Here is a 15,495-nt window from a genome sequence, read left to right as displayed (position 1 = left end):
TGACCGAGTGAGACAGGAAGCAGCCCAACTATAATACCCTGTCCCTTAAAAGTTGTATTGTCAACAGAGCAGGTCTGTACAAGGAGTATGATTCAGAGAAAACCATTTGCAACAAACCCGCAGTGTCTGACACCATTAAACTGTTACTGTAAAAAAATGTTCTCTGTGACGTGCCTGTATTTATCTCGATTGCTGAGTGGCATTATTCCTATGCAGATCAACGGATTCAACACCTGAAATCTCTTGTAATGTATCTTGAGCCTTATTCAATAAGTCGTCTTCACCATGTACGATCATTATGAATTTGTCAGCCTTGATAGCGGTCTCGTAGTTAACGATGCTGTCCTTGGGAATGCCAATACTGACCAATGCTGCCCCCAAGGCACCTAAACCACCACCAATGACAACACCTTCAAGAGCACCAACAATCACCTGGACCAGAGGGCCGGCGACAGCTACCGGACCCAATCCGGGAATGAATAGAAAGGCTCCGCCAAATAAAATGCCCCAAATACTGCCCCAGAACATGCCGTTTTTGCCCCAGAACTTTACCCGGTCTCCGGTGTTGTAATAACCGTGCACCTTCTCTTCTGTGTGGTAATCTTTTCCGATAATCGAAATCGATTTTATGTCAATTCCTATGTTTTGCAGGGGTTTTATCGCCGATTCAGCCAAATCATGGCTAGGGAAGACCGCTGTGCAAGAGTTTTTACTGTCCATTTCGTACCTTCAAAAAAATGCCGCTATTAACCTTGCCAGGTTACAATAGCGGCGTGCTAAATGATTTTCGCTATTTAATAAAGCTCTTCAATGGCTTCGTATACGGTGTCACCTTTATTGTTTTTGCAATAAGTGATCATATTCGCGTGCCAATCCACGTAATCATCCTCTTCGATGAGGGGCTTATTCCAGGTAAACCAGGAATATGCGTCATACCAATAGTACACTCGAACAAAATCTTCCGGGTCGTAGTCGATAAACTGACTGCATGTAATATTCAGGTAGGGATGGTCTTTTTTGTCATCTTTCTTTTCAGCCACGGCGCCAGCTGAAAAAGAAAATGCCAATAAAGCAACAAGTAGGGTTTTAACCCGCATATGATTTCTCCTCGAGAGTAAAGTCAAGCGCCTCTAAATGTAGCAGCTTACCCTGCTTTCGGGTTAGGACATCTTGGCCTAGAAAGTGTAAATAGTTTGTGTGTGAAATATGAACAATATCCAGGGAGCTATAAAACCATCCATTCAGTCGATACAAGCAGTGTTGTAAGCAAGTTGTTATTCAGTTTGCCTTGATTGTTGATGCTTGGATAGGGCTCAAGAGAGCCCGCTTGATGATTTGATAGGTGTTTTACATTACACATTACTGGAGGAGGCGCTTGCCATTTGGTAAGATCTCCGATGGAGATCTATTAAGTAAATTTGATATGATCTGGGATTGATGCATGTCGATACAACATAGTCCGGGAAATAGTCCAATGCATGAAGTTGAACGCAATGCGAACAAATTGACCGCTTTACCACTGATCTTTATTACTGCAGCATTGTTCATGACTTTGAGAAACATGCCGGCGATGGCCGAAACCGGTATGCATATGATTTTTTTCAATTTTATTACAGTATTCTTATTCTTGATTCCTGCGGCTCTGGTTTCTGCCGAGTTGGCAACCGGATGGCCGCATAACGGCGTGTATGGCTGGGTTAAAGCAGCCTTTGGGCCTAAATTGGGTTTTCTCGCTGTATGGCTGCAATGGGTACAGAGTATCTTTGGGATAACCAGTATCCTGGCCTATGTTGGTGGCTCTTTGGCCTATGTGCTTGCACCTGAACTTGGGAATAATAAGTATTTTATTGCACTAACTATTTTTACTATTTACTGGCTGGCTACCATTATGAACTTCAAAGGTGCCAAACGGTCGGGATTGATTTCAAGTGTCGCACTTATTGCAGGAGTAATCACGCCGACGCTTCTTTTGATAGGGTGTAGCACCTGGTACTTTTTGCAGGGCAACCCAATACAAGTGAATTATCAACTTACTCAGGAAAACTTCCTACCCTCTTTTACGGATACAACCGGGCTGTTGCTGTTTCTTAGCTTTGTGTTTGGATTTGTAGGCATAGAGGTATCAGCCAGCCATGCAAGGGACGTGGTGAATCCGCAAAGAAATTATCCCATTGCACTATTCACTGCAGCGTTCATCGGATTTGTATTGACATTATTGGGTGGGCTTGCGATTGCGGCTGTGGTGCCTGCTGAAAGTATCGATTCTATTAATGGCGCAACACAAGCCTTTTCTCTTTTGCTGCAACATTACCAGCTTTCCTGGCTGATACCTGTAATCGCTTTTTTGATTGCCATGGGGGCGGCGGGGCAGGTAAGTACCTGGGTTGTCGGACCAATTAAAGGGTTATGGGCTGCAGGTATGGAGGGAAATCTGCCTCCTTATCTTCAAAAAACCAATCAATACGATGTGCCGGTGAAACTATTACTGATTCAGGCAACATTGATTTCTGTTATTGGCTTGTTGTTCCTGTCATCAAGTGATGTGAATACAATATTCCTAATGCTCACGTCAACTGCAATTGTATTGTACGCAATGATGTATATTCTCATGTTCCTGGCTGCAATTCGACTTCGGTATTCTCATCCCGAAGTTCATAGAGCTTATAAAATACCCGGTGGAAAACTTGGGATATGGGGCATCAGTCTAACCGGTGGCATTTCCATATTTGCATGTCTTCTTATTGGATTTATTCCTCCAAAACCAAATCCTTGGGGATTCTGGGGCTTCGAATCCCTGTTGATTTCAGTGTGCATTGTTTCAATTATAGCGGCATTTATCATTATCAATAGACGCAAATCCAAATGGATTGGCAAAAGTCAAGATTCGTCACTTATTTACGGAGAGGGATAAGATGGTTTTTCACATTAAGAATGATATCGAGAAGACAAGTGGGTTAACGCCGGGGTACGGCTCCAGGGAAATGACGGAGCCAACACCAAAATTTACACTTCCTGAACGGGAAATGTCTCCAACGGTGGCTTACCGTTTGATTCATGATGAATTGATGCTGGATGGAAACGCCCGACTCAATTTAGCCACTTTTGTCACAACCTGGATGGAGCCAGAGGCAAAAGCGTTGATGGCTGAAACATTTGATAAAAATATGATTGACAAGGACGAGTATCCACAAACTGCACATATTGAAGAGCGGTGTATCAATATCGTCTCAAACTTGTTCAATGCACCGGAAGGAGGCATAGGAACTTCTGCTATTGGATCAAGTGAAGCGGTCATGCTGGCGGGGATGGCGTTGAAGTGGAAGTGGCGTGAACGCATGAAAAGTAAGGGTAAAGCAACGGATAAACCCAACTTAATCATGGGTAGTAATGTCCAGGTTGTATGGGAGAAATTCTGTCGTTATTGGGATGTCGAGCCCAGGTACGTTCCAATGGAGCCAGGGCGTTACGTAATCCATGAGGAGGGAGTGTTATCCCTAATTGACGAAAATACCATCGGTGTTGTTGCAATTCTCGGTACCACCTATACCGGAGAGTTTGAGCCAATTGAGAAAATTCATGATGCTCTTGTAGCGCATAATGAGCACACTGGATATGACACACCTTTACATATCGATGCAGCCAGCGGAGGGTTCGTTGCACCATTCCTGCACTCGGATTTAAAGTGGGATTTTCGTTTACCCTTGGTGAAGTCTATCAATGTTTCTGGCCATAAATATGGCCTTGTCTACCCTGGTGTCGGATGGATATTGTGGCGCAATTCCGATGAGCTGCCTGAAGACTTGGTGTTCCACGTGAATTATTTGGGTGGCGATATGCCAACCTTTACACTGAACTTCTCTCGGCCCGGAAACCAGATCGTAGCACAATACTACAATTTTATCCGTTTGGGTTTTGAAGGCTACAAGCGAATTATGGAAAACCTGCAATCAACAGCGATGTACCTGGCTGCCGAAATTGAAAAACTTGGGGATTTTTCGGTTATCAATAATGGAGAGACCATTCCGGTTGTGGTGTTTCATGTGACCGGTGAGGTACCATTTACCGAGTATGATATCTCTGATGCCCTGCGAATGTACGGCTGGCAGGTGCCGGCATATACAATGCCAGAAAATATTCAAGATATGTCTATATTACGCCTTGTGGTTCGCGAGGGATTTTCCAGAGATATGGCTGATTCATTGATTAGGGATATCAAGCGTGCCACTTACAACTGTAATGGGGCTAACAGCAAAGGCCAGAGAATGTTTTCCCACTAGTTTAGATCAAACTGGTTGTAAAGGCCCTGTTTAAGTTAAGGGACCACTGCGCATCACAGCGATCAAACCTGATGCGCATGGCGCATATATGCCAAAAATAACACACCCAATACGGCCTAAACGGCGCAGATACCGTCAGCAGATAGATCAGGCATATCAGCTATTCTGTTTTACTTTCGCAGTCAGCCAAAAAATACGGCACATACCAAAGCCTTTACTGGTATGTTTGTAATTTTGATGCTGGCGTGCTTTCGGGGGGTAGCCTGAGACACAAAACGCCGGAATGAACACCAGCTCTGATGGAATACGAATGCCTCAGGCATCAGTGTATCTGATTAAAAAATACTACTATTAGGTAGCGTATCAACCAATAAACGATATCCTGTGATCCCGGATTTTTATGTTTTTAATACTACATGTCATTATTGTTGTTGGATTTACCATTCGCATATTATTGCGTGATGATTTATCACCAACCTCCCGCCTGGCCTGGTTTGTCGTTATTCTCATTTTACCTTATGTGGGAGGTGCCCTCTATTTCCTGTTCGGAGAAATAGATCTTGGTCACCATGCCAATGAGCATCATAGCGCTATTTGGAGTGATTTGAAGTCACAATGCGGAGCTGTTTTTAGTCATGAAAAAATCACACATAAGCTGGTTTCCCCCGCCTACCAGCCCGGATTTTTCTATGCCGCTTCGGTAAATGGTTTTTATACCACTGCCGGCAATACCGTTGAACTGATGCCTGATCAGGTTACTGCCAGAGGGCGATTAATTGAGGATATTGAAGCTGCTAAAGATCATGTACATGTGCTGTATTATATCTGGCTGGAAGATCATACGGGTATCGCGACTGCCAAAGCCATTATCCGTGCCGCACAAAGAGGGGTGATATGCCGAGTGATGGTGGATGGTTTAGGGTCGCGTGCTTTTGTCAACTCCCATCTCTGGGAGAAAATGCGCACTGCAGGTGTGCATACTGCCGTATCGTTGTCACTGAAACACCCCATTCATACGATATTGACCAGTCGTATTGATTTACGCAATCACCGAAAAATCACCATCATTGATAATGCAATTACCTATTGTGGCAGTCAAAACTGTGCCGATCCTGAGTTTAGAATAAAGGCAAAATACGCACCCTGGGTTGATATCATGACGAGAGTAAAAGGCAGTGTCGTCGCACAAAATCAGGTGCTTTTTGCCAGTGATTGGGTGCAAACAACTGGGGAAACGCTGGATAATTTGCCATTTGTAATGACGACTGTATCCCAAGGCATTCCTGCCCAGATTATGGGGGATGGCCCAACAGGCAGGTTGGGCTCCACCCCGCAACTTTTTTCAACATTGATTAGTACGGCACAAAGAGCGCTGACAATTTCAACACCCTACTTTGTGCCGGATTCAACCGTTCTGGAAGCGCTGTGTGCTGCGGCACATCGCGGTGTGAATGTTGCACTCATCTTTCCCAAACATAATGATTCGTGGGTGGTGTCTGCGGCCAGCCGCAGCTATTATGGGAAGCTCCTGCAGGCAGGCGCTAAAATTTATGAATTTAGAGACGGTTTGCTGCACGCCAAAACACTCACAATAGATGGGATTGTCAGCTTGATAGGATCATCCAATCTGGATTTACGCAGCTTTGATCTCAATTACGAAAACAATTTGCTATTGTATGATAAGGCGGTCAGCAATAATATACAGGAGCGCCAATCCGAATACATCGCCCGATCAGATCCTGTAGCTATTGAAGATGTTCTCGCCTGGCCACGTCGCAAAAGGATCTGGCAAAACGTGATTGCAACTATTGGGCCGGTATTATAAAAGCTGGCCTTAAAAATTAGCGTGAGAGAACTATGCATGTTGAATTGTTTATCTATTATTTGCTGCATTGTTCACCTTTTTCAGACTAGAGTCACCGTGGAGTTGTGCTTGCGACAGCGTGTTTTCATATAAGCAACTTTTCACCTACCCTCAACACAATTCAGGTGCCAAAGTATTTAAGTCTTATGTCATGGGGTTTGGCATCATCCCTTTCTACCGGGCACAGGGCAAGACGGCAATTAATTCCGTTTCACAGAGTAACTCCGGGCGGCAAACATCAGCCTGCACCCAAACATTAGGAAAGCCTTCGAAACCCGCACTTCGAAATTTGTGCAGCAAGTGCAGCTGATCGGCTGGCCGTTTTACGTAGGTGATCGCGAAAACAATATCCTGAAAAGTCGCGCCCTGGCCTTTCAGTAGGGCGCGTATATTCGCCAGCATACGGTCCGTTTGCGCGCTGCAGTCACCTACATGGGCTGACCTGCCAGCCTGATCAATGCTGGCCGTTCCGGAGACAATCAGCATGATCTTATTCGATTCAGTGACTCGCATACCGCGCACGAAATCCGCACCGTATTCCGGCGCTTCATTCAGGGTGGGCGATCGCATCGGGATCCGCTCTACAGGATTGGGCCTTTTCACCGCGTAGAAACCGAGGCACAATTTGTGTCTTTCAAAGGCCAGGATACTGCCGATAGCCGTGCTGGCCGGAGCGGGCCCAATTCCCCGCGAGTCGAAAAACGCCCGCCGTGCCCGGTTCAGGTCATTGTAGTCACGGTCTATATCACGAAGGTGAATCCAGGTGCGCACCACGTCGCTAAACGCCAGGCCCGATTGTTGCAGTAAGCTCTCGGCCAGTTCGAGCACGCCGTAGGTCTGTTCATGGGCATTGTCGCCTGCACTGCAGAGTCCACCGGCGAGTACACGGGTTTCATCCTCCAACTGAACCCGCAAACCGCGCCCAGTGGTGCTGGCGGTACTGCCACAGGCTACAGCAGTCTTGACGGTGGTCAGGCTGAATATCGATGTACCGGGGATGATCGCTTGAACCAGGACTTCGAGGTGGGCTCGGGCATGCAGCGGGGGTTGTCCGATTTCTGTGCGGGCGGGGTCGATGAACTTTTCCCCACTTGCAGCGAGTACCTGTGCTCTTGCTTTTCGCACAGGGGCGATATTTTCGGGGAGATTCTGCAGGAATACCATCTCGGAAATGATTGAAGCGATACTTCCGCCCTTGGCGGATAGCGTCTTTTGTATCGCCCTGTAGATTGCTGCAGCCTGGGTACCCACATCAGCCCGGTGAGTTGGAGCCTGACAGTGTAAGAAGAGTTCGCGGGCCCTGGAGCCCTCAATGCAGCGCAGGACGATTGGACAACCATGGACCTCAAACGATTCAGCGGGAGGGTGGAAAGTCACTGGGCACCTTTTCGCAGCAAAAGGGTCTGGAGGGCCAAGCCGCTTACAAACTGTCGGTAGTGAGATCGGAGTAAAACTGCCTCTAACAATTGTCGGAGGGCAATTCACCACCCGGAGTCGACGAAACAAACGTTAAAGCTTCAGGTTTGTTGTTCTTGAAGCAATTTCCAGCGCCATCGGTGACCTCAAACTGAAAGTAGACAAGGTCCGAAGCGAGGAAGTCGAAAATGCCCCCCGGTGGGCTTTCGCCGTTGCCATTCAGTATATTCAGAGAAACCTGGTTATTGTTTGCCGCCGGATCTGAAATCGGCGGCCTGTTATCGCAACTGTTGTCCGTGCCAGTAGTGGCACTACACCAGCCCAATACGCCAATGCCAACAAAATCATTGTTCGCGACGCGGTTTTTATCAACCACGTGATTGCTCACCCCCATCAACAACACACCCGCTCCCGGAGGGAGATCCGCCTGGAAGCTGCCGTCCGGGGCCCTGTTCGGCCGGTTATTGTCATGGATATGATTGTGCTCAATAATCCAGTTTTCCATGACCGGCAAGGGTGGGTTGCCCGCACCGTTGGGGTGGAACAAACCAACACCCACAGTATTGTCGTAGATTTTGTTATGTCTTACCTGAATCTGATTGGATACGGTAATTTCGAAGCCGATAACGCTACCGAATAATTCGTTGCCGATCACACGAATATGCTCGGAGCCCGCTACCCACATAGCGGTATCCAGGGAGCCATAGGAAATATTATCCCGCACCAAACCATTGCTGGAGAGGGTTGGGTAGATACCATTGTTCCGGTTATTGACAGAGGCATTGCGAACAAAGTGAAACCCGTTGACCCACCGGGTCTGGATGCCGTTGACCGGGTATCCCTCGACACTGAAGCCGCGGAGGTAAAAACCCTGCAGTTCATCGGCACAGGCACTGTCTTTGTACTCGCAACCCGCGGGTGCCACGTAAATGCCGGTCTCCTGGGCGCCATTGGCGATAAGGCGAACCCTGTTGGACATACCCCCATCGGTACCAGAGGGATGGCTATGGCTGTTTTCCGACTTCCCAATCAGGCGGAGGTTGTCCTTGGTGATACGCAGGCCATAGAGGCTAGCGGCATCTTCATAATAATCACCGGGCTCGACCAGGATGGTATCACCGGGGTTCGCTGCATCAATTGCCGCCTGGATCGATTCTCCGGGGTAAACCCGGTGAATACCCGCCCGGGCTGCGACGGTGGTGACTAACAGGGCGACAGCAAGTATTTGAAGTATAAAGCGCACAGGCATCTTGTTATCCCAACTTGAAAAGGGCCTACATGGGTTTGTGATCAGCGCTTGTGGTATGTTCAATCCCACCTCCCACTATTCGTACATGGATGACTGATAGATGTCAATTGCCCATGTGGGACTGTCATCACAAACCCGCCCACGACAATTCGGGAACCCCGACCAGTGGGCCCTCAATTGACTTCAATCCCGGGGTACTCCACACTCACCGGGTCCCCAGGGGTTGTGGTGACGGCCTGTAATATTCTCGAATAATGGAAGGACCTCGCCCTGCGGTGAAGGGCTCCGGGCATCAACAAACGATCCTCTGTATTGCCTGTGTACGTGAATACATTTTCAGTCTGTGCCGGCCTTCTCGGCGCCCTGCTTGTGCTGTGTGGCTGTGGGCGGGAAGGCGGCCCCACCCCTGTGCCCCCTTTTCCCAGCAAGCCAGCAGGGCAGCTGGAGATTCTCTATCCGCTGGACGAGACGCTATTCCCACCGGAGATTGTGGCACCCACTGTCGTCTGGGAAGATAAGACGGAAGGTGTTGTGCGATGGCAGGTGATGTTGCGTTTTCACGGTCGGGAAACGGTGCTTCGCTTTGACAGTGCGGAATCCCGCTGGCGCCCTTCGGAGCAAGACTGGACCGACATCAAGCAGCAATCTATCAAGAGCGACACCGAGTTGGCGGTCATTGGCCTCGACACCGGCGGCATAGTCGCCGCCTCTGCAACTGTGCGGATTCGCACTTCAACAGATCCGGTAGAAGATGCGATCTTCTATCGCGAGGTTCCGCTGCCGTTTATCCGTGCTGTGCAAGATCCCTCGCGTATCCGCTGGCGCTTCGGAGCCATTGATTCCCAACACCGCCCCCCCGTTGTGCTGGAGAATTTGCCGGTCTGTGGTAATTGCCACTCTTTCTCAGGCGACGGCGGTATATTGGGTCTCGATGTCGATTATGGAAACGACAAGGGCGGTTATGCCATTCTTCCCGTAGAAGAACAGATGGTATTGAACGACGAGAAGATCATCACCTGGAGCGACTACAGGCGCGACGATGGCGAAGCCACCTTCGGCCTACTCTCACAGATATCTCCGGATGGCCGCTACGTGATCAGCACCGTTAAGGACCGGGCAGTATTCGTGGCGACACCGGGCATTGAGTTTTCCCAGCTCTTTTTCCCAATCAAGGGGATTCTGGCAGTCTACGACACGGTAGAGGGTACCTACAAGTCACTGCCGGGGGCCGACGACCCCGGCTATGTACAAAGCAACCCCACCTGGAGCCCCGATGGCCAGTCGGTTGTCTTCGCACGCGCGAAGGTCTACCGGAATGACGCCGTTGCCAAATCGAACAGTATTCTGTTGAACGAACAGGATGTGCCGGAATTTATCGAGAATCAGCAGCCGTATAAATTCGATTTGTATCGCGTGCCCTTTAACGGGGGCCTTGGTGGCAAGGCCGAACCCATTGCAGGTGCCTCCCACAATGGCAAAAGTAACTTTTTCGCGAAGTTTTCCCCCGACGGCCAGTGGATCGTTTTCACCCAGGCAGAAAATTACATGCTGTTGATGCCGGATAGTGCGCTGTACATTATCCCGGCGGCAGGCGGCGAAGCCCGGCGCCTGCGCGCGAATACCGCGCAGATGAATTCCTGGCACAGTTTCTCGTCGAATGGCCGCTGGCTGGTATTCTCTTCAAAAGTCAACACGCCCTATACCCAGCTCTTTCTGACCCATATCGATGAGGAGGGCCGCTCCAGCCCCCCAGTGGTGCTTGATTGGTTTACCGGCAGCGATCGCGCGGGCAACATCCCGGAATTTGTCCCGCTGCCGGCCGGTGCCATCGCGCGCATTCAGGAGCAATTCCTGGACGCTTACTCCTTCCTTCGCGCCGGCATGGCCAACGAACGCACCGGCAACTACTCCGGCGCTGTTCGTAGTTACGAACGCGGTCTGGCAGTGGAACCCGGGAACGTGGAGCTGTTGAACGCGAAGGGGTTTGCCCTGTTTCAACAGGGCAAGAGCGAAGCGGCTGCAGTGGCGTTGGAGAAAGCGCTGAAGATAGATCCAAAGCATCGGAAGTCCCACAATAATATGGCCTTGGTGTCTATCGAGATTGGCGAGCTTGAATTGGCCGAAGCCCATTACCGTGAGTCACTGGCAATCGAGCCGCAGGCGGCGATCTATAATGATCTCGGCTTTGTGCTGGAACGCCAGGGCCTGCCCCACGAGGCGATGGAAATGTATCGCAGATCACTGGAGCTGGACCCGGAGTCGGCGGCGGCACATTTCAACCTGGCGACTGCCCTGCTGCTTGATGCAGCATTTCAGGAGGCTGAAACCCACTTCCGGGCGGTTATTGCCCAACAACCGAGCACACAGGCCTATGCCGGGCTCGGTATCGCCCTAATACAGCAGGGCCATATCGGCGAAGGGCTCACCAGTTTGCAAAGTGCCATTGAAGCAGATCCGAAAAATACTGCCGCCTACGACCATCTGGCGTCCACCCAGGTGCAGCAGGGCAAGCTGGAGGCCGCCGCGTCTACCTATCGTCGTCGCATTCGCAACCAGCCCAGTGTGGCAGCTTACACGGAGTTGGCCAGAGTGCTGGCGCGCCTTGGGCACCACGATGCGGCTCGCCGGGCCAGGGCGAATGCGAAAGCAATGCGCCTTGGCAAAAAGGCGGTGCAATAGCCCGGCACTGCACTGCGGTAGCTTTGCGCAAACAGATCCATGAGGGATTTCCAGGCTGGATTTGTCGCTGTGTCACCTGGGCGGAAATCCGCTCGGGCCTGGCCATTGCAAGTTCTGTCGGCAATAGTTCCATCGGCGCAGAATATCCCTACCTGTCCGCCTGATCCTACCTATTCTCTACGGGAAAATGTCACCCCTGTATACCCGTCAGGTATCCCTGAAGCACTTGAGAGTTCCACAGCACTTTCGGAGTGCCAGGCGGCTCCATTGCCGGATAAGAATGATGCGTGTGAATCAGACAATGAAAACATTTCTTTTGCGGCGCATATTTTTCAGTGTGCTGCTGCAGCTTCCCTGCCTCTCTCTTGCCAGTGAGCAAAACCCCGCGAGCGTTGTCACCAAAAAGGCAAATCAGAAGATCCTGAAAGCGCTGCCCTTTGATCATCGGCAGGACTTTGAAGACATAAAGCGCGGATTTATTGCCCCGCTTCCGGACAATGGCATCATCAAGAACGATCAAGGGGGTCCAGTTTGGGATCTGGGGGCTTTTCAATTCGCACGGGGAGAAGTGGCACCTGATACCGCCAACCCGAGCCTGTGGCGCCAGCTGCAGCTGATTTCAGAGGGGGGGCTTTACAGGGTGACCCCACGTATCTACCAGGTGCGCAGTGCCGATCTCTCCAATATCAGTTTTATTGAAGGCGATAGCGGCGTCATTGTCATGGACCCACTGATATCGGCGGAAACCGCCAAAGCGGCACTGGAATTATACCGGCAGCATCGCGGTAACCGGCCGGTGGTTGCGGTGATTTACACCCACAGCCATGTAGACCATTACGGCGGCGTGCGCGGTGTAGTAGACGAGGAGGAGGTTAAGTCCGGCAGGGTCAAAATCATTGCCCCCGAAAATTTCCTGATAGAGGCGGTCAGTGAAAATGTCTTCGCCGGTAATCATATGGCGCGCCGGGCCAGTTTTATGTACGGCAACCTGATTTCCAAAGACCCTAAGGGTACCCTGGGTGCAGGACTTGGCCTGGAAACCTCCACGGGCACGGTCACCCTGATCGAGCCCACAGATACGATTACAAAAACTGGCCAGACCCTCAAGGTTGATGGCCTGACCTTTCATTTTTTAATGGCGCCGGGTTCCGAAGCGCCGGCGGAGATGCATTTCTTTGTTCCCGAGTTAAAGGCGGTCACCGCCGCCGAAAATGCCACGCACACGTTACACAATCTCTATACACTGCGCGGTGCCAAGGTGCGCAATGCACGGAACTGGTCCCGCTATCTCAATGAGACCCTGCAGCGCTGGGGAGAGAAAGCGGAAGTATTGTTTGCGCCACACCACTGGCCCACCTGGGGGAAGGAAAATGTCGTCAACCATCTGAAGAAGCAGCGGGACCTGTACAAATACCTCAATGACCAGACCCTGCGCCTGGCCAACCATGGTTATAACATGGTTCAAGCGGCCGAGATGATGACGTTGCCACCGGAACTGTCCCAATACTGGGCCAACCGCGGCTACTATGGCAGTGTCAATCACGATACCCGGGCTGTGTGGAATTATTATCTCGGTTTTTTTGACGGCAACCCCGCGCGCCTCTACCCGATGCCACCCACTGCCGCCGGTAAAAAATATGTACAGTATATGGGGGGAGCGGCGAATATTATTCAGCAGGCCAAGCGGGACTACAATGCGGGAGAATACCGCTGGGTGGCGGAGGTGCTGGACAAGCTGGTGTCCGCCGAACCCAACAACCGTGCGGCGAGGGATCTCCTGGCAGATGCCCTGGAGCAGATGGGATACCAGCAGGAAAATGGAACCTGGAGAAATTTCTTCCTGAGTGGTGCCAAGGAGCTGCGTGATGGCATTGAACGGTTGCCTGTGCCCCTGACTGCCAGTGCCGATACCATCCGTAATATGCCCACTGAATTGATTTTTGATTACCTGGGGATTCGCCTGAACGGTCCCAAGGCCACGGGTAAGCAGATTTCTATCAATATCACCCTGCCGGATATCAATGAGCACTATGCCCTGGTGCTGGAAAATGCAGTGCTGAATTATACAGCACCGGTGAGCAGCCCCCACTGCAGCGTCACCATTCAACGCAGCGACCTCAACGATATCCTCCTCGGTACCGCGACCCTGCAGGAGAAAATCCGGGATGGCGCGGTGAATATCGAAGGGGATGCAGAGCAATTAAAGTTGTTGCTGTCCCTGATGGATCAGTTCGACTTCTGGTGGAACCTGGTTACGCCCGAGCCTATGGACAAGCAGTCCCTGGAAGCGTCTTGATCAGCGGCCCATTGCCTGGGATACAGGGTGAACAAAAGACACCGCTGTATTGCCCGGCCATGTGTGGTATAGTGGCGCGGCTGGGATTACTCAGCTGCGTCATTTGTAGGTCGGTAACACTCCGACATCCCCACCGGAACGATTCTCAAATTCTTCCCGGAATTTTCTACTGAATGCCGCGCACCGGTTTTGCCGGTGAATAGACGGCTGTGTGCACCGGGCGCCACCTTGCTCGGATTGCCGACTCCGCTTTCTTTCCTGGCACCCTTGGGCGGGTGCGTTTGATTGCGCCTGTAGCGCAGTTAGAGGTTCTTTATGTTGTTTGAAAATCTGGGTCTGACCCGGGATATTGCCCGCGCCGTTGCGGAGCAGGGATACCGCAAGCCTACACCGATCCAGGCCCAGGCTATCCCGGCGGTGATGCAGGGCGGGGATGTGATGGCGGCGGCCCAGACAGGCACCGGAAAAACGGCAGGTTTTACACTGCCGTTGCTGCACCGCCTGAGCGCGGGTCAGCGCGCCTGCAAAGGCCAGGTTCGCGTTCTGGTACTGACACCCACACGGGAGTTGGCCGCACAGGTATATGAGAATGTGCAAAGCTACAGCAAATACCTGCCAATGCGCCACACGGTGGTGTTTGGTGGGGTCAAGATCAATCCACAGATCTCGCGATTGCGTGGCGGCACCGATATGCTGGTGGCGACACCGGGGCGTTTGCTGGATCTGCACAGCCAGGGCGCTATCCACTTCGACCAGTTGGAGGCCCTGGTACTGGATGAAGCCGACCGTATGCTGGATATGGGCTTTATCCACGATATTAAACGGATATTGAAACTACTGCCCCGCGAGCGCCAAACCCTGCTGTTTTCCGCAACTTTTTCCGCAGAAATCCGCCAGTTAGCCAAAGGGCTGGTCAACAATCCCCTGGAGATCGATGTCAGCCCCCGTAACTCCACCACTGCAACCGTACGCCAGACTCTTCACCCGGTGGACAAGGCGCGAAAAACAAAACTGTTGAGTCATCTGATTCGCGAGCATCACTGGCACCAGGCCCTGGTGTTCAGCCGCACCAAACACGGTGCCAATCGCCTGGTAAAACAGCTGGAGGCAGATAATATCCGTGCTGTGGCGATCCACGGCAACAAGAGTCAGAATGCCCGTACCCGCGCGCTGGCGGAATTTAAGGCAGGCAAGGTACAGATCCTGGTTGCCACGGATATTGCTGCGCGAGGGATCGATATTGACCAACTGCCCCAGGTGGTGAACTTCGACCTGCCCAATGTGCCGGAAGACTACGTACACCGGATTGGTCGCACGGGACGTGCCGGTGCCCACGGGCAGGCAGTGTCCCTGGTGAGCGCCGATGAGTTCAAACAGTTGCGGGATATCGAGCGCCTGATTGGTAAAGCAGTGCCACGGGAAGAGGTCGAGGGTTTCGAGCCCGACCATCAGGTGCCGGCCTCCGGCAGTCCGCGGCGCAGTGATGGGCAAAGACAGCGCTCTGAACGCCAGAAGCGCGCAGGGGGTGCGCGCGGGAAAGGCCGTCACAGCGGTGATCGCACGAGCAGGAGTCGCGCCGGGCGGCGCGGGAACAGGGAGGGTACTCCCATCCATTCTGGTTATTAGGCTCAGAGGCCACACCGATGCGTGAGTGGAAAAGGGCTATACACCGGGTTTTCAGATAGCTGGTGTATACAGCGGCGCTATGATTGTG

At 51.4% G+C, this 15,495-nt stretch carries 10 protein-coding genes; 6 read left to right on the top strand and 4 right to left on the bottom strand.

Translation table 11 applies throughout. The annotated features are described in order from the left end of the window. Window positions 1-180 precede the first annotated feature (180 nt). Window positions 181-720 (bottom strand): general stress protein, encoded by a 540-nt coding sequence (locus tag M8T91_RS15390; protein WP_301415052.1) that lies wholly within the window; start codon window positions 718-720, stop codon window positions 181-183. 74 nt (window positions 721-794) lie between these two features. Next, a complete protein-coding gene (locus M8T91_RS15385; protein ID WP_301415051.1) occupies window positions 795-1,097 on the bottom strand; it encodes an HdeA/HdeB family chaperone in 303 nt (100 codons plus the stop codon). Window positions 1,098-1,474: 377 nt separating this feature from the next. Between M8T91_RS15385 and M8T91_RS15380 the strand changes: the two genes are divergently transcribed. The 3 genes from M8T91_RS15380 to cls all read left to right on the top strand — a co-directional run bounded on the left by M8T91_RS15380 (window position 1,475) and on the right by cls (window position 6,102). Next, window positions 1,475-2,911 (top strand): amino acid permease, encoded by a 1,437-nt coding sequence (locus M8T91_RS15380; RefSeq protein WP_301415050.1) that lies wholly within the window; start codon window positions 1,475-1,477, stop codon window positions 2,909-2,911. A 1-nt stretch (window position 2,912) separates the two neighbouring features. Further along, entirely contained in the window at window positions 2,913-4,277 is a 1,365-nt protein-coding gene (gene gad, locus M8T91_RS15375; protein ID WP_301415049.1) for a glutamate decarboxylase, read from the top strand. A gap of 400 nt (window positions 4,278-4,677) precedes the next feature. Next, window positions 4,678-6,102 (top strand): cardiolipin synthase, encoded by a 1,425-nt coding sequence (cls, locus tag M8T91_RS15370; protein WP_301415048.1) that lies wholly within the window; start codon window positions 4,678-4,680, stop codon window positions 6,100-6,102. A gap of 213 nt (window positions 6,103-6,315) precedes the next feature. Here cls and M8T91_RS15365 read toward each other — a convergent pair whose 3' ends face one another. Next, window positions 6,316-7,518 (bottom strand): RidA family protein, encoded by a 1,203-nt coding sequence (locus tag M8T91_RS15365; protein ID WP_301415047.1) that lies wholly within the window; start codon window positions 7,516-7,518, stop codon window positions 6,316-6,318. A gap of 82 nt (window positions 7,519-7,600) precedes the next feature. After that, window positions 7,601-8,806: a right-handed parallel beta-helix repeat-containing protein gene (locus M8T91_RS15360; protein ID WP_301415046.1), complete on the bottom strand. Its 1,206-nt coding sequence runs from the start codon at window positions 8,804-8,806 to the stop codon at window positions 7,601-7,603. Between the two features lie 324 nt (window positions 8,807-9,130). Here M8T91_RS15360 and M8T91_RS15355 point away from each other — a divergent pair, with 324 nt between their 5' ends. From M8T91_RS15355 to M8T91_RS15345, 3 genes are all read left to right on the top strand, one after another. Then, window positions 9,131-11,485, top strand: a complete 2,355-nt coding sequence (locus M8T91_RS15355; protein WP_301415045.1) for a tetratricopeptide repeat protein — start codon at window positions 9,131-9,133, stop codon at window positions 11,483-11,485. Window positions 11,486-11,786: 301 nt separating this feature from the next. Then, entirely contained in the window at window positions 11,787-13,781 is a 1,995-nt protein-coding gene (locus M8T91_RS15350) for an alkyl/aryl-sulfatase (RefSeq protein ID WP_301415044.1), read from the top strand. 315 nt (window positions 13,782-14,096) lie between these two features. Further along, entirely contained in the window at window positions 14,097-15,407 is a 1,311-nt protein-coding gene (locus tag M8T91_RS15345) for a DEAD/DEAH box helicase (RefSeq protein ID WP_301415043.1), read from the top strand. Window positions 15,408-15,495 lie beyond the last annotated feature (88 nt).

Origin of the sequence: Microbulbifer sp. MI-G, assembly GCF_030440425.1 — a bacterium.
Lineage (GTDB): Bacteria > Pseudomonadota > Gammaproteobacteria > Pseudomonadales > Cellvibrionaceae > Microbulbifer > Microbulbifer spongiae.
The sequence above is the reverse complement of the archived record's forward strand: the minus strand, read 5'-3'. Positions and strand labels throughout refer to the sequence as shown.

Coding starts and splice junctions, on each gene's coding strand:
- M8T91_RS15390 (WP_301415052.1), bottom strand. CDS start 720: ATGGACAGTAAAAACTCTTGCACAGCGGTCTTCCCTAGCCATGATTTG.
- M8T91_RS15385 (WP_301415051.1), bottom strand. CDS start 1,097: ATGCGGGTTAAAACCCTACTTGTTGCTTTATTGGCATTTTCTTTTTCA.
- M8T91_RS15380 (WP_301415050.1), top strand. CDS start 1,475: ATGCATGAAGTTGAACGCAATGCGAACAAATTGACCGCTTTACCACTG.
- gad (WP_301415049.1), top strand. CDS start 2,913: ATGGTTTTTCACATTAAGAATGATATCGAGAAGACAAGTGGGTTAACG.
- cls (WP_301415048.1), top strand. CDS start 4,678: ATGTTTTTAATACTACATGTCATTATTGTTGTTGGATTTACCATTCGC.
- M8T91_RS15360 (WP_301415046.1), bottom strand. CDS start 8,806: ATGCCTGTGCGCTTTATACTTCAAATACTTGCTGTCGCCCTGTTAGTC.
- M8T91_RS15350 (WP_301415044.1), top strand. CDS start 11,787: ATGAAAACATTTCTTTTGCGGCGCATATTTTTCAGTGTGCTGCTGCAG.
- M8T91_RS15345 (WP_301415043.1), top strand. CDS start 14,097: ATGTTGTTTGAAAATCTGGGTCTGACCCGGGATATTGCCCGCGCCGTT.